General features: G+C 68.6%; 14 protein-coding genes. 5 read left to right on the top strand and 9 right to left on the bottom strand.

Annotated elements, in window-relative coordinates; all coding sequences use genetic code 11:
• Positions 1-4: 4 nt before the first annotated feature.
• The 3 genes from AC07VM_RS08340 to AC07VM_RS08330 form a co-directional block, all read right to left on the bottom strand.
• The gene (locus tag AC07VM_RS08340) at positions 5-922 is read right to left on the bottom strand and encodes a carbohydrate ABC transporter permease (protein WP_267416788.1); all 918 of its coding nucleotides are present in this window, start codon (positions 920-922) and stop codon (positions 5-7) included.
• Entirely contained in the window at positions 919-1,824 is a 906-nt protein-coding gene (locus tag AC07VM_RS08335; protein ID WP_267416787.1) for a carbohydrate ABC transporter permease, read from the bottom strand. The genes AC07VM_RS08340 and AC07VM_RS08335 overlap by 4 nt, the downstream gene beginning before the upstream one ends.
• 75 nt (positions 1,825-1,899) lie before the next feature.
• On the bottom strand, positions 1,900-3,141 hold the full coding sequence (locus AC07VM_RS08330) for an ABC transporter substrate-binding protein (protein ID WP_267416786.1): 1,242 nt from the start codon (positions 3,139-3,141) through the stop codon (positions 1,900-1,902).
• 189 nt (positions 3,142-3,330) lie between these two features.
• Between AC07VM_RS08330 and AC07VM_RS08325 the strand changes: the two genes are divergently transcribed.
• Genes AC07VM_RS08325 through AC07VM_RS08315 form a run of 3 tightly spaced genes read left to right on the top strand, consistent with a single transcriptional unit; the run spans position 3,331 to position 6,553 of the window.
• On the top strand, positions 3,331-4,515 hold the full coding sequence (locus AC07VM_RS08325; protein ID WP_494910667.1) for an ROK family protein: 1,185 nt from the start codon (positions 3,331-3,333) through the stop codon (positions 4,513-4,515).
• Positions 4,512-5,531, top strand: a complete 1,020-nt coding sequence (locus AC07VM_RS08320; protein WP_494910666.1) for a Gfo/Idh/MocA family protein — start codon at positions 4,512-4,514, stop codon at positions 5,529-5,531. Before AC07VM_RS08325 ends, AC07VM_RS08320 begins: the two co-directional genes overlap by 4 nt.
• Positions 5,528-6,553, top strand: a complete 1,026-nt coding sequence (locus AC07VM_RS08315; protein WP_494910665.1) for a Gfo/Idh/MocA family protein — start codon at positions 5,528-5,530, stop codon at positions 6,551-6,553. Before AC07VM_RS08320 ends, AC07VM_RS08315 begins: the two co-directional genes overlap by 4 nt.
• Before the next feature lie 37 nt (positions 6,554-6,590).
• Here the strand turns inward: AC07VM_RS08315 and AC07VM_RS08310 are convergent, their stop codons facing one another.
• From AC07VM_RS08310 to AC07VM_RS08295, 4 genes are all read right to left on the bottom strand, one after another.
• Complete coding sequence (locus AC07VM_RS08310; RefSeq protein WP_494910664.1) at positions 6,591-7,394, bottom strand: GSU2403 family nucleotidyltransferase fold protein; 804 nt, start codon at positions 7,392-7,394, stop codon at positions 6,591-6,593.
• Positions 7,391-8,350, bottom strand: a complete 960-nt coding sequence (locus tag AC07VM_RS08305) for a hypothetical protein (protein WP_494910663.1) — start codon at positions 8,348-8,350, stop codon at positions 7,391-7,393. Before AC07VM_RS08305 ends, AC07VM_RS08310 begins: the two co-directional genes overlap by 4 nt.
• Positions 8,351-8,633: 283 nt before the next feature.
• Positions 8,634-9,512, bottom strand: a complete 879-nt coding sequence (locus tag AC07VM_RS08300; protein WP_494910662.1) for a hypothetical protein — start codon at positions 9,510-9,512, stop codon at positions 8,634-8,636.
• Positions 9,509-10,078 carry an RNA polymerase sigma factor gene (locus AC07VM_RS08295; protein WP_494910661.1) on the bottom strand — a complete coding sequence of 190 codons (570 nt, stop codon included), beginning with the start codon at positions 10,076-10,078 and terminating at the stop codon, positions 9,509-9,511. Before AC07VM_RS08295 ends, AC07VM_RS08300 begins: the two co-directional genes overlap by 4 nt.
• A gap of 332 nt (positions 10,079-10,410) precedes the next feature.
• Between AC07VM_RS08295 and AC07VM_RS08290 the strand changes: the two genes are divergently transcribed.
• Both AC07VM_RS08290 and AC07VM_RS08285 read left to right on the top strand, forming a co-directional pair.
• Complete coding sequence (locus tag AC07VM_RS08290; protein ID WP_267416780.1) at positions 10,411-11,415, top strand: magnesium and cobalt transport protein CorA; 1,005 nt, start codon at positions 10,411-10,413, stop codon at positions 11,413-11,415.
• 117 nt (positions 11,416-11,532) lie between these two features.
• On the top strand, positions 11,533-12,477 hold the full coding sequence (locus AC07VM_RS08285; protein ID WP_494910660.1) for a hypothetical protein: 945 nt from the start codon (positions 11,533-11,535) through the stop codon (positions 12,475-12,477).
• Between the two features lie 105 nt (positions 12,478-12,582).
• Here the strand turns inward: AC07VM_RS08285 and AC07VM_RS08280 are convergent, their stop codons facing one another.
• Both AC07VM_RS08280 and AC07VM_RS08275 read right to left on the bottom strand, forming a co-directional pair.
• Positions 12,583-14,400: a glycoside hydrolase family 15 protein gene (locus tag AC07VM_RS08280; protein WP_494910659.1), complete on the bottom strand. Its 1,818-nt coding sequence runs from the start codon at positions 14,398-14,400 to the stop codon at positions 12,583-12,585.
• 25 nt (positions 14,401-14,425) lie between these two features.
• The gene (locus tag AC07VM_RS08275) at positions 14,426-14,965 is read right to left on the bottom strand and encodes a cytochrome C5 (RefSeq protein ID WP_267416778.1); all 540 of its coding nucleotides are present in this window, start codon (positions 14,963-14,965) and stop codon (positions 14,426-14,428) included.
• Positions 14,966-14,988: the final 23 nt, after the last annotated feature.

Raw genomic sequence — 14,988 nt, 5'->3', positions numbered from 1 at the left:
CTTCTCAGCCCTTGATGCCCGTACCGGCCACGCCCTCCTGCACGTACCGCTGAGCGATGAGGTACGCGAGGAAGATGGGCAGCAGCGCGACGACGGATCCGGCGAGCATGGTGCTCAGCGGGACGTTCTGCTGCTGCAGCGACGAGATGCCGACGGTGAGTGTGAACATCGCGTTGGACTTCGCGATGATGAGCGGCCACAGGAAGTCGTTCCAGTGCCACAGGAAGACGAAGATGCCGAGGGTCGCGAGGATCGGCTTGCACAGCGGCAGCACGATCCGCAGGAAGATGCGGAACTCTCCGGCGCCGTCGATGCGGGCGGCCTCGAACAGCTCGTCGGGCAGCCCCGAGATGAACTGCCGCATCAGGAACACGGCCTGCGCGTTCGCGAGCGACGGGAGGATCAGACCCCAGTACGTGTCGACGCCGCCGAGGTTCGCCATCAGGATGAACGTCGGGATGAGGGTGACGTGGAACGGGACCATCACCATCGCGAGGAACGACCAGAACATCACCTCCTTGCCGCGGAAGCGCTTCTTCGCGAAGGCGTAGCCCGCGAGCGCCGAGAGGAACAGCACCGCGACGACCGAGACGAGCGAGTAGATGAGGGTGTTGCCGAGCCAGCCGAGGATGTTCTGTCCCGCGAGCACCTGCTCGTAGGCGTCGAAGGAGATGTCCTTCCAGGGCAGCAGGGACCCGGGGAGCTCGACGACCATGCCGGGCTTCAGGCTCAGCACTACCATCGCGTAGAAGGGGAAGAAGCTGAGGAGGCCGGCGAGGCTCAGCCAGACCCAGCGGCCGACGATCCCCCACCCGGTGGGCTGAAGCGCACGGTAGGCGCGGCGCTGCTTGGTCGACATCTTCGGCGGCATCACCGGGGACTGCGTCGGCGGCTGTGTCGGAGGCTGCAACAGAGCGGTCATTTCTGCTTTCCGATCACCAGGCGCTGGATGAGCGCGACGACGAGGGTCATGACGAACAGGGCCACACCGATGGCGGCCGCGTAGCCGTAGTCGAAGTAGCGGAAGCCCTGGTCGTACAGCATGTAGACGAGGGAGTAGCTGGCGTTCGCCGGCCCGCCCTGGGTCATCACGTAGATGACGTCGAAGACCTGGAACGCGGCGGTCGTCTCGATCACCGCGAGGAAGAAGAACGTCGGGCGCAGCACCGGGAGGATGATGTACCGGAACCGCTGCCAGGCGTTGGCACCGTCGACCAGGGCGGCCTCTTCGAGCTCGCGCGGCACGTCCTGCAGCGCGGCGATGAGGATCATCATCCCGTAGCCGAACCGCGACCAGACGCCGACGACGATGATGGCCGGGATGACGAGCACGGTGCTGCCGAGCCAGGACCCGCCGAGACCCAGCGGGGTCATCAGCGCCGACCAGGGACCGTTGGCGGAGAAGATCCAGACGAAGATCGATCCGGCCAGCACGAGCGAGGTGATGACGGGGAGGAAGAAGATCGAGCGGAAGAAGCGCGCACCCCGGAAGGCGCGGCGCACGCCGAGCGCCATCACGGTGGAGAGCACGAGCGCGATCGGCACCGCGAACACCGTGTAGATCAGCGTGGTGCCCATCGCCCGCCAGAACAGCGGGTCGGCGATCATGCGCTGGAAGTGGTCGAGGCCACGCCACGAGATCTCGCCGGTGATGTCGTAGTCGAAGAAGCTCAGGGCGACGCCGACGATGCTGGGGCCGAAGCGGAAGGCGATGAAGAGGAGGAACGCGGGGAGCACGAACAGGAAGGCGACCCGCGCCTCTCGCCGTGCGAGCACCCGTGCGACCCGCCCTGCGGGCCTCTCGGCCGTGGTTGCCGTCGTCATCAGTGATTCCTCACGTGGGGGAGTGAAGGGAACGGGAGCGTGCGGAGTTCGGGCTCCGCACGCCCCCGGTGCTGCTTACTTCTTGATGAGCGGTGCCGCAGCGGTCGCGGCATCCTTCAGCGCGTCCTCCGGAGACTTGTCCCCGAGGAGAGCGGCCTGGATCTCGGGAGCCAGCACACCCATCAGCGCACGCGACGACGCGTTCAGCTCGCCGACCGTGGTGTCCGGGACGTACTTCTCGACCTCGCCGAGCAGCGGGTCGTCCGCGTAGAGCGGCTCGGTGGTGCTGAGAGCGGAGAAGTAGCCCGCCGCCTTCAGGTACGGCTCGACGACCTCGGCGCCGGTGGCGTACTCGGCGAACTTCGCCGCGGCCTCCTGCGACTTGGAGCCCTTGAGCACCGAGAGCGAGCCGACCGTGCCGTAGGCCACGGTCTCCTTCTCGGTCAGCGGTGCGAGGACCTTGACGTTCTCCTCGCCCCAGAAGGGCAGGACCTCGGGGACCGCGTTGTTCCACGTGCAGGCGACCTTGCCCTGGGCGACGGCCGTCTGCTCGAGCGGGACGTTGGTGGTGAGCGCCTCGGGGTCGAGGGCACCCGCCTCGGCCAGGTCGGTCAGGAACGTGAGCGCCTTCACGCCGGCCTTGCTGTCGAAGCCGACGTCGCCGTCCTTCGTGTAGACCTCGCCACCGGCCTGCCAGAGCAGGGGGTAGTAGGTGAGGTTCAGGGTGTTCTCGGCGGAGGCCGGGTAGTTCAGGGCGTACATGCCCTTCGCCGTGAACTTCGGGGCCATCTCGGCGATGTCGTCCCAGGTCTCGGGGTACTCGGTGACGCCGGCGGCCTCGAACGCGGCCGCGTTGCAGATGAGGGGCTGGGCGCTGGTGAGCATGGGGGCGCCGAGGATGTCGCCGTCGAGCGTGACCGACTTCTTCACGTTCGGCAGCAGGTCGCCCTGGCGCTCCTCGCTCAGCAGGTCATCGAGCGGCAGGATCGACTTCTGGTATGCCGCGAGCTGGTCGGGGACGAGGTACACGACATCCGGGCCCTTGCCCGCCGCGATCGCGGTCTGGAGCGCCTCGTCGCGGTTCGCCCACGGGAAGATCTCGTAGGTGACGTTGATGTTCTCGTTCTTCTTCTCGAAGTCGGCGATCGTCGAGTCCCAGAAGTCCTTGTGCACCGCCTCATCGGCGATGACGGGGTAGAGCCAGACCGTGATGTCCTGCTCACCCTCTGCGGTGCTGCCTCCGCCGGCCGAACATCCGGCCAACAGGGTGGCGGCCGCGACTCCCGCGGCGACGCCGATGAACTTGCTGACGCGCATGGTGCTCCTTTGCTTGAACCGTGCTGAGTACGGTTCATTATGACACTGGGATGGGATAATTCGTCAAGTACAAGTTCGCAGAGGCTTGTTTCAGGCGTGTTTCCCGTTCGAGAACATCAAAGCTTGATCTGAGAATTCGGTGTGCTAATTTGATCGCACCCGACGACGGAGAAGAAGAAGGGACAGCACATGGCCGTGACCAGTCCACTCTCGATCGTTGCGCGATCCGCCCTGCAGCTGCGCGACACGGGTCCCGCGACCGTCAACGACCTGTCGCGTTCGCTCGAGATCTCCCGCACCTCCGTCGAGAACGCCGTGACCGCCCTGGGCGAATCCGGCCTCATCGTCGACGCCCCCGTGCAGAACGGCGGCGGCGCCGGGCGGCCGGCTCGCCGCTACTCCTTCCATGCGGCTGCGGGGACCGTGGTCGGCGTCGACATCGGGGTCGCCAGCGTCCGCGTCGTGCTGGCGGATCTCGCCGGACTCGTGATCGCGCAGCGCAGCTACTCCGGCGTCGCCGCGCAGCCCGACGGCGCCTCGAAGCTCGCCGCGGTGATCGACGATGTGCGACGCACGCTCGCCGCGGTCTCGATCCCGGCGTCGAAGGTGCGCGCGGTCGGGGTCTCGCTCCCCGGCATCGTCGACGACTCCGGCCGGGTGACCACGTCGGTCGTGATCCCGGAGTGGTCGGGCATCGACATCGGCTCGCAGCTGCGGCAGGCGTTCGGCTGCCCCGTCGCCGTCGACAACGGCGTGCGCCTGGCCGCGGTCGCGGAGCACCACCTCGGTGTCGCGCAGCTCGTGGACGACGTCATCTACCTCTCGGTCGGCAACCGCATCGCGATGGGACTCATCCTCGGCGGTCGTCCGCGCCGCGGCATCCACAACGCCGCCGGCGACATCGGCCGCCTGGCCTTCCGCGGGCTGAACACCGAGACCGGGCAGATCTCATGGCGCACCGCAGCGACCGCCGCCGAGGTCTTCGCGATGGCTCGCGGCGGCGACGGCGCGGCCCAGCAGGAGCTCGACGGCTTCATCGACGAGCTCGCGCACGGGATCGCGACCCTGACCATGACGGTCGACCCGGCGATGATCGTGATCGGCGGCGGGCTCTCCGCGGCGCACGAGCAGCTGCTCGACCCGCTGCGGGCGGCGCTCCCCGCGCACCTCGGCCTGCCGTTTCAGGTGCCGATCGCGGAGGCCCGCCTGGGCGCGGAGGCCGCGGCCCACGGCGCCGTGGTGCATGCGTTCCAGCGGCACGCCGCCGAGATCTACGGCATCGAGGACATGCCGGCCCCGCCGATCACCCCGCTGCCGCACGAACCCGCTGCGGCGGACGACACCGCCAGCGACAACACCGAGGAGAAGCAGTGAGCACGTTGAAGGTCGGACTCATCGGCGCGGGCGGGATCTCGCGTGTGCACGCCGATGCCTGGCGCGCACTCGGCGCCGAGGGGTACGTGACGTCGCTCGCCGGAGCCGAGGAGATCGCGGAGGAGTACGGGTTCGAGCTCGTCGCCGACGTCGACACCCTCATCGAGCTCGTCGACATCGTCGACATCGTGACGCCGAGCAGCACGCACGCCGACTTCGCTCTGCGCGCGATCGCCCGGGGGCGCGACGTGATCTGCGAGAAGCCGCTCGCGGCGACCGCCGAGGCCGCGGCCACGGTCGCGCGCGCTGCCGAAGACGCCGGCGTGCGGCTCTTCCCCGCCCACGTGGTGCGCTACATGGGCGAGTACGCCCAGATCAAGGCCGGCATCGAGGCGGGACACGTGGGCACGCTCGCGGTGCAGCGGTTCAGCCGGGCCGGCTCCGCACCGCAGACGCCGTGGTTCTTCTCGGAGAGCACCGGCGGCGGCGTCATCCGCGACCTGATGATCCACGACATCGACCAGGCGGTCTGGTTCGCCGGGCCGGTGGCCACGGTCTACGCGGTGCAGAATCCGCCGACGGTCGATGACCGGGTGCCCGCGCCGGTGACCTCGCACCTCGTGCTCACGCATCGCAACGGCGTCATCAGCCACATCCACGGCAGCTGGGTCGCGCCCGGCATGCCGTTCCGCACGAGCGTCGAGGTCTCCGGCTCCGAGGGACGGCTGCGCTACGACAGCGCCGAGGACAACGCGCAGCGCACGGACGCGGTGCTCCCCGAGGGCGACACCGACTACCTGCCGCCGATGTCGCCGCAGGAGAGCCCGTACTACGCCGAGATCGTCGACTTCGTCGCGGCGCTGCGCGAGGGGCGCGACGCCCGGGTCAGCCCGGCGGACGGGATCGAGGCCGTCGCCGTGGCCGAGGCCGCGTATGCCTCGATCGCCGCCGGTGCACCGATCGCCCTCCCCTCCCCCGAACGCTCCACCGCCATCGCCGAGGAGGCCGCCCGATGACCGCTCCCGCCCCGCTGCGGATCGCCGTCCTGTCGTTCGCGCACACGCATGCCCTGAGCTACGTGCACGCGCTGAAGGCGATGCCGGGCATCGAGCTGATCGCCGCCGACCCCGACGGCGCCGCGGCCCCCGACGACGCACCGCGCGGTGCCGCCCTCGCCGCCGAGCTGGGTGTCGCCTACGTCGAGACCTACGACGAGGCCTTCGCCTGGAAGCCGGATGCGGTCGTCATCGCCGCCGAGAACTCCCGCCACCGCGCCCTCGTCGAGCGCGCGGCCGCCGCCGGAGTGCACGTGTTGTGCGAGAAGCCGCTGGCGACGACGGTCGAAGACGCGATCGCCATGCGCGAGGCGTGCGAGCGCGCCGGTGTGATCCTGATGGTGGCGTACCCGGTGCGCTTCGCGCCGAGCGTGCGCGACGCGATCGCCGAGCTGCGCAGCGGCCGCCTCGGACGGGTGCTCGGCGTCACGGGCATCAACAACGGCAAGCTCCCGCAGGACCGGGCCTGGTTCACCGACCCCGAGCTCGCGGGCGGGGGCGCCCTGGTCGACCACGTCGTGCACAGCGCCGACCTGCTCGACGAGCTGCTGGGCGAGCGAGCCCAGACCGTCCGCGCCGTCTCCAACAGCATCCTGCACGCCGAGCGCGACCTCGAGGTCGAGACCGGCGGGCTCGTCACGATCCAGTATCCGAGTGGGGTCATCGCCACGATCGACTGCTCCTGGAGCTGGCCGATGAGCTCGGCCACGTGGGGCGGGCTCACCCTGCAGGTCGTCGCCGAGCGCGGCACGGTCACGGTCAGTCCCTTCGCCAAGGGGGTCGCCGGGCACGATGCGCACGGCGAGACCTGGAACCCGGTCGGGGCCGACCTCGACGCGCTGCTGCTCGACGAGTTCGTCCGCGCCGTCCGTGCCGGTCGACAGCCGCAGCCGGATGCCGGCGTCGGCATCCGCACGGTCGAGATCGCCAAGGCCGCCCAGGCGTCGGCGGCGCGCGGCGGCGAGGTCGTCGCCCTCGACTAGCCCGGACTAGCCACGAGCGCATCCGCACCCCGTCACCTCAGAAGAACGCGACGAGGTCTTCCGCGAGGATGCTCGCCGCAAGAGAGGTCTGGGCCGGGTCGCCGATCCCCGACTCCGCGCGCCCCGCCATCTCGGCCCCCACCGAATCCGGCCCACCCGCGAAGAGCTCGTTCAGCAACACAAGTGCACGTTCCGTCGAAGGACGGCTCAGGTCCTGGGTAAGCAGCCTCTCCAGGTCTGATGTCAGCTCGGCAGTCGACGTGGACACCAGGATCCGATAGATGTCGTGCGCGTCCTTATCCTGGCGTCTCCGTTGGTCAGAGCGACGTTCCTCGATCTTGTGGAGCTTGGCGACGATCAGCGCAGCATTTCCCGCAACTCGGACCTCGAACGAGCGATCGTCCCCGTCCTCCAACGCGTCGACGGTCATCAACGAGTTGTCCACCAGGGCCGCTTCGAGGCCCACCGTCCTGCGCATCGCACCGCGGTCGTGCGGTGGGACCGTGGCTCCGCGGCGCCCTGCGCCCGCCACCGCGTCGGGAACCATCAGGTCGACGGGGACACCACTCGCTGACACCCAAGCTCCGGGGTTCGGATTGAGGACGTCGCGCATGAGTCCGGCAGCGGCGAGCGCTTCTTCGAGAAGCGGATCCGGATGCAGCTCCCTGGGGTCGATCGCCAGGTCTGCGTCGGTCGTGAACTCTGCAAGCGCCACCTCCGCGCGCCCCGTCCGGAGATAGATGGCTTGCGCGCCGACAAGAACTGCTGAAGACCGGTGTCGGCCCAGCGCTGCGAGCGCATCCAGGAGTCCCCTTCGAGCGCGCACGATCTCTGGATTCATGCCAACCGCCATTCAGGCTCGTTGTCACGCATCCAGCGGATCAGCTCTTCCGCTTCTTGCGGATCCCGCCCAGGGCCGTTCAGAAGGTCGGTGGCAACCTGCGCCGGCGCAACGTGCCAGAAGCCCTCCGCGAAGGTCCTCGCGCGTTCGAATGCCACTGCCTTCGCTGAACGTGGTTCCAGCAACACGACGTTCGCTCCGGTTTCGGTCGGCCGTATGCCCCACTGCTCCGATGCTCGTCCCGCATCCGGTACGTAGACGAAGATCGACCGAATGGGCGCGACGCTCGTCCATACACGCGACGCTGCGGCACCGGTCACCGCGTATGGGACGCTTCCCTCTTGAAGTGACTCTTGGAAGTGCTCGACACCTCGGGGGTCTATGTAGCGAGTCACGGTGTTCTCGGCCAGAAAGTTGTAGTCGTCGGCCCACGCACGGAGCAGCCGCTCCCATGACGGGACGGACCACAAGCCATCTTCACGATCGGCAAGCCCTTCACGGTCAAGATAGTCGAGCACTCGATAGGCGGCACCGGTCGAGGCACCCGATTCTGCGATGAGATCCCTGACCCTCCATTGACGTGAGTAGTCGAGCAGAGCCCGCACCACGCGCGCTGCGGGATCGCCCTTGAGCGTCCCTCGCGGGCGCCCCGGGCTTCGTGCCGGATCCCGGTCCTCCCCGCGATCAGAAAGGAAGATCCCCGGCTCGACGGCCGAGAGCATGATGTTCCCGGTCACGTCGCCGTATGAGACGCCGATCCGTGTGAGTTCATCCCTCACCTGTGGCGCGAGGTAACGCGCGAGCAGCACCGGCAGCGCCTGTTCAGCATCGGCACGCTCGCGAAGCTTCTGTGCGGTACCAGCAGCCTGACGCCCCGCTGGGGCACCCGACTTCACCTCGACGATGGCCTTCGCCGTCCGTCCGTCCGGAGCAGACAGGACGAACTCAGCATCCACTGATGAGCTTCTCTCGCCGTCCGACGCGGCCGCCGTCAGCGCCCACCCAGACGGAATCCTCTCTCGGATCAACTCCATCACCGCGCGGAGGACCTGAGCTTCCGAAGCAGGAACTGTCATGGCGCCTTTCCCTCGAAGATCAGCGATTGTTGCGCGCCGCGAGAGCCGATCCGTCCGCGCCCCTCGAACATACCCTGCGTTCGGGAAATTGTATAGTTCCGCACGCGGCGGAATATTGCAATAACGCGAACGGCCGAGGAGGCCCGGATCGCGCTAGCCCGGACTAGCCGATGTGGAAGGTGCCGACGTCGGTGCGTCCGTCGCTCTCGTAGATGCGGATGTCCCAGCCCGTCGGATACTTCTCATCGCGTTCCGCCTGCCACTCGAGAGCTTCCTCGGGGTTGTTCGGCAGGGTCGGGTGATCGGGCGAGAAGGCGTCGAGCTCCGCGGCCCAGGCGTATCCCTCGACCGCGGTCCCGTCATCCCCGACACCCGACACGGCGATGAGATCGGGCGCCCCGTCCGGACCACCCTCGACCCCGAACGTCTCGCCGTGCTCGTTCACACCGAGGTGCGTCGGCACATAGGTGAGGTACTGCATCGTCGCGGTCGCGGTCGCCCCGCCCGAGGTCGCGAAGGTCAGATCCGGCGTCGTGTCGTCGAGCGGGAAGTCGTACCAGGCCATGGTGGTCCCTGCCGCGACATCGGCGGCGGACGCGGTCGACGACGGATTGTCGCCACCGGCGTCGGTGCCCCAGGTGACCTTTCCGGGCGCGGTGAGCGTGAGCGTCACCCGCACGTGCGTCGCGTCCTCCGGACGGTGGTCGAGGGGGAAGGTGACGGCCCCCTCGACGGGAATGCTGTGCGGGTCGCCGAGGACCGAGATCACGGGACTGCCCGGCACGGTCCCCGGCGGCGCCGTGACGGCTTCGCCGAGGTCAGGGACCGGCTGCCCGGCGGGAGCCTGGGGAGCCTGCCGCGCGGAGAACGATCCGCTCGCTGCGAAGGCAGCCGTGGAGATGCCGGCTCCGGCGAGGGATCCGGCGAGCACGAGCGACACGGCCCACAGGCCCCGTCGTCGGGCCGGCCGGGCACGTGCCGCCGTGGAGATCAGCTCCGCGCGGATGGCGTCGGATCGCTCGGGGGAGAACGAGGGAGTCATGATGCGCTTCCTTCCGTCGGCGTCAGGTCAGGGGAAGAGGACGAGAGACGGGCACGGAGCCGGGACAGCCGCATCTTCGCGGCCGGCTCGCTGATCCCGACGGCCGCTGCCGCCTCCCGGATGGTGAACCCCTCGAGCGCGGTCAGCACCGCGAGGTGGCGATCCTGCTCCCGGGCTGCGCCGAGCACCTCGCGGACCCGGCGGGTGCGGGCGGAGTCCTTCTCGGCGATCAGCTCCGCCGGGTCGGGCGCGTGCTCCGGGCGCGGGATCCGCTCGAGGAAGGTCCGGTAGCGGCGGCGAGCGCGGCTCGCGTTGCGGTGCACGTTCTGGGCCGTCACCAGGAGCCATGGCAGCAGGGATCCGTCGACGAACCTCACTCCGGTCCGCTTCCGCCAGAGCTCCAGGAACACGGCGGCGGTCAGGTCCTCGGCATCGGACGGAGCGTTTCCCGCCGACAGCAGACGACGGAAGACGCGATCCCGATGCCGATCCCAGACGATACCGAAGGCATCGCCGTCTCCCGCGAGCACCTGTTGCCAGACGCCCCGATCATCCACTGGTTCCATACTCCATAGTGTCCGCGGCCCCACGGAAGGTCACACCTCGCCGAAGATCCCCTCGCGACTTCGTCATCCTGTGCTCGGTGCCCAGGTGGCAGGAGTATGCTGACCCGTTGGGTCGCTCGACCCCGAAGAGTCCCGAAAGGCGGTGATGGCGATGTCCGATGATAGTTACGACGCCGCCTTCGCTGCGTCGCGACTCCCTGCGCTAGCGCGTTGACCTTCCGGTCCGCTTTCGCACGTCCTTCTCCGCAGCCGTCGGCGGCGTCATCCGCCCCCTGACGAATCCGCGCACGGAGCTCTCTGCTGCCGTGCACCTGCGAGAACGGAGCCGCATCATGGCGCTCATCGACAACGGCGTGTACGTCCACGGACGTCGCGTGGAGACCCCCAAGAACCTGGACGAGACCTACCGGATGCTGGACGCTGCCGGGGGAATCGCGTGGATCGGCCTGTACCGGCCGAGCCCTGAGGAAGTGGCGTCCGTCGCTCGCGAGTTCGACCTGCATCCGCTCGCCGTCGAGGACGCGCTCTCCGGACACCAGCGCTCGAAGGTGGAGCGCTACGGAGACACCCTGTTCGCGGTGCTGCGGCCCGCCCGCTACCGCGACGAGCAGGAGTCGATCGAGTTCGGCGAGCTGCACCTGTTCGTCGGCCCCGACTTCGTGGTGACGATCCGGCACGCCGAGTCGCCCAACCTCGCCGCCGTGCGCGCCCGCATGGAGGCGAACCCCGGGCTGCTCGCGATGGGTCCGGAGGCCGTGCTCTACGCGATCCTCGACGAGGTCGTCGACGGGTACGAGCCGATCGTGGCCGGGCTGCTGAACGACATCGACGAGATCGAGGACCAGCTCTTCGGCGACGGCGACGACGACAGCGCGCTCTCCCGTCGCATCTACGAGCTCTCCCGCGAGGTCATCAACTTCCAGCGTGCGGTGCACCCGCTGAACGGGATGCTGGAGTGGCTGCGTCGCGGGTCGGAGAAGTACCGCATCGACGAGGAGCTGCAGCGCTCCCTGCGCGATGTGCTCGACCACACGATCCGCGTCAACGAGAAGATCGACTCCTTCCGGGCGATCCTCGAGAACGCGCTGACCGTGCACTCGGCGCTGGTCGCCCGCCGTCAGACCGAGGCCGGTCTCGCCCAGAACGACGAGATCAAGAAGATCTCCTCGTGGGCGGCGATCATCTTCGCCCCGACGCTCGTCGGCACCGTGTACGGGATGAACTTCGACGTGATGCCCGAGCTGCACTGGGCCTTCGGCTACCCGATGGCCATCGGCGCGATGGCCGCCTTCGCCGTCGGCCTCTTCGGGGTGTTCAAGTACAAGAAGTGGCTCTGACCGGCCGCACGATGTCGCGCCCCCACCTGCGGAATCAGGTGGGGGCGTCGTTCTTCGGAGCAGACGCCCGGTCTGCGGGAGACTGGGGTCAGACAGAAGGATTCCGAAGGGCCGTCAGTGATCTCCGACACCTACAAGCAGCAGTACATGAAGGCCTGCGCCGACGACAGCCTGAAGGGTCGGGGCCACTACCGCGACGAGGCCGAGTACCTGGAAGCCTGTCGGAGCATCTACGACACGTACTGCAAAGGTAAGTCGACGGCGGAGCAGCTCCACACCTGGCGCGGGCTCCTGCGGGTTCCGTGGAAACTGACCTCGCGCGACGCTCTCCTGGCTGATGACATGCCCGCCTTGAACGATGCCCTGTTCCACATCGCCGCTGCCGAAAGCTGCCGGAACTGGACTGCCTCGACCCCGGACTTCGCCTACGCCACGGTCAAACGCCTGTTGGCGGCCGGGATGTTCGATCGAGTGCCTCTGCTGCTGCCGGAGGAGTTGCTGGATCACGACGCATGGGCACCCATGGTCACCGTGTTCATGGCCCTCTGGTACGGACGTGAAGATGTGGTGCCGTCAGCACGTGCGCGCGCGCAACGCCTGCTGAATGGCAAGCTTCCGAGGCTCTATGACGCGGAGATGAGATACCTGCTCGCCCTGCTCGACGGCGATCCGGACGAAGCCTCGGCGCAGTTGAACCAGTACGTCACCGCGGTCGCACGGGTGTCCGAATCCGGCGTCGGGCCTTTCGAGAAGCTGTTCTGGCCTGCCGCTCATGGGCTGTACAACCTGTCGTGGAAAGTCTGGCCGGAAGCCCAGGCGCGCTCGATCGCGTTGCCTGAACATGACCGGTTCTGTGATGACCTGGCTCACTGGCAGAGCGAGAACGGCTTCCCGCCGGGCACCGTGCGAATCGAGTACCCCGAGCCCTTGGGGATCATCAACGCGCTGCTGACCACCACCCCGCCGCGGCTTCACCTCCTCCCGGACGAGAAGACCTACGACGAGGCCCGGTTCCGTGCGGAGCTCATCGACGTGGTCCTCGCTCCGCGTACCCAACCCTGACGCGACGATGGGGCGCATGCCGGAAGACGCCGCCGATGGCTCTCCGGCGACGGTCGCCCAGGGGCGCCCATCCGGGTCGGCGGCTCTCGCCCGACCGGCGGGGTCTCATCGCGACCGGTGCTCGGTCCGTGCCAGGGCATCGGCTGCGCGGACCAGCGCGAGGTGCGAGAACGCCTGCGGGGTGTTGCCGAGCTGCCGCGCCGACACCGGGTCGTACTCCTCGGAGAGCATGCCCACGTCGTTCGCCAGCCCACACAGCCGCCCCATGAGCGCATGGGCCTCGTCGAGCCGACCGGTCACGGCGTACTGCTCGACCAGCCAGAACGAGCACGCCAGGAACGCACCCTCAGACCCGGAGAGGCCGTCGACACCGGTACCGGTGCGGTAGCGGCGCACCAGCCCGTCCGCCATCAACGTCTGCTCGATGCGCTCGACCGTCGCCAGCATGCGCGGGTCGTCCGGCGGGCAGTACCCCACCTGCGGAAGGAGCAGCAGCGACGCGTCGACCTCCGTCGTTCCGTAGTGCTGCACGAAGCGGCCGTCGACGACGCCGTGCCGGTCGATCTCCTCGCGCATCCGGTCGCGCAGTCCGCGCCACCGTTCGACGGGACCGGTGAGGCCGAACTCCTCCACCGCGACCACCGCTCGGTCGAACGCCGCCCACATCATCACCCGTGAGTGCGTGAAGAGCTGCGGTTCCCCGCGAATCTCCCACAGCCCCTGATCCGGGCGCTCGATCTGTTCGGAGGCGAACCGCACCAGCTCCCGCTCCAGCGGCCACGAGAAGGCCGACTCGTCGAGTCCCGCCGCCCGCGCTGCCGACAGCGTCACCAGCACCTCCCCGACGACATCCGCCTGGTACTGCTCCGCCGCGCCGTTGCCGATCCGCACCGGTGCCGAACCCTCGTATCCCGGGAATCCGGGGAGGATGCGCTCCGGGAGGTCCCGCTCTCCCGCGGGGCCGTACATGATCTGGAGGTCGGCCGGGTCCCCGGCGACCGCCCGCAGCAGCCATTCGCGCCACTGCCCCGCCACCGCGAGGAACCCGTGGGCCAGCAACGCCTCGAGGGTGAGGGCCGCATCGCGCAGCCAGACGTACCGGTAGTCCCAGTTGCGCACGCCCCCGATCTCCTCGGGTAGCGCCATGGTCGCCGCCGCAGCGATACCGCCCGTCTCGTGGTTGGTGAGCGCCCGCAGGATCAGCAGCGACCTGACCACCTCATCCCGATGCGGGCCCTCGTGCGAGATCCGCTCCGCCCATTCCTGCCACCAGGCCTTCGTCTCGGCGATCTCCTTCTCGACATCGAGCGTCGGCGGAACCTCGAGATGCGAGGGGAACCAGGTGAGCTGCAGGTCTCGCACCTCACCCGCCTCAACCGTCACCTCGCCCCGGTGCTGATGATCGACGGCCTTCAGCGCCGCACCGCGCAGGGCGACGGCGTCCGGTCCGCCCATCGCGACCAGGCACGGTTCGGCGTCCGTCCCGACCTGGCGCACCCAGGGCATCACCCGGGCGTAGTCGAAACGGATGCTCAGACGCTGCTCGAAGGTCATCGTCCCGCGGATGCCGACGACCCGGCGGATCAGATCGGTCCGCCGGATCGTCGCATCCGGGTCGAGTCCGATCGGCATGAAGTCGTGCACCTCGGCGACGGCATCCGGACTCTCCCAGCGGGTGACGAGCACGAAGGTGTCGCCGTCGTATCGCCGCGTGCGCACCGCCGCCTGATCCGTCGGACGCAGCAGCCATCGCCCGTGCGACTCGTCGCCGAGCACCGCCCCCAACGTCGACGCCGAATCGAGCCGCGGCAGGCACAGCCAGTCGATGCTCCCCGCCGTGGAGACCAGCGCCGCCGTGCGACAGTTGCTCAGAAGGGCGTAGTCCTCGATGCGCGTGCCCGCATCGGGAGCGAGAGTCACCATGGCGTCGCGCCGCTTCTGCCGTCGATCAGTTCTCGTCGGCGCGGCTGATCTCGTCGAGCAGCTCGTCGAGGGTGTCGAACTCGATGGTCTCGACGCCGTCGAGATCCCGCACCTCGACGCCCTCGACCTCCAGCTCCTCATCCAGCTGCACGAGGATCCGCGAGTCGGGGAACTGCTTCGGCGCGAGGAACGCGAGCAGCGCGGCATCGGCGAACACCACGACGGAGGTGGCCTCGAGGTCGTCACGCAGGTCGATCTGCTCGACCACGGGCTCATCCTCGACGGCATCGTCGATGTCGGTCGCGACCTCGTCGATCACGGCCCGCCAGCGAGACTCGCTCACCGAGAGGATGCGGGCGAGCGCCGCGATCAGGGCATCGTGGTCGAGATCCTCGCCGTGCTCGTCGTCGTCCTCGAGCTCGGGGTCGACGTTCACGTTCACGACGGTTCCGGCGGCGTCGATGCTCGCGCGCCCGTACACCAGGCCGTTCTCGGCGACGGGGTCTTCGAGCAGACCGCTTTCGACGATGCGGGCCAGGAGCGTGTCGAGTGCAGACGAAGTCATACCCCCAGTCTTTCGCATCCGTC

The sequence above is a fragment of the Microbacterium sp. GW821-FHT01D02 genome, assembly GCF_059422585.1.
Note: the sequence above shows the minus strand (reverse complement) of the source record. Positions and strands in the feature narration are given on the sequence as shown.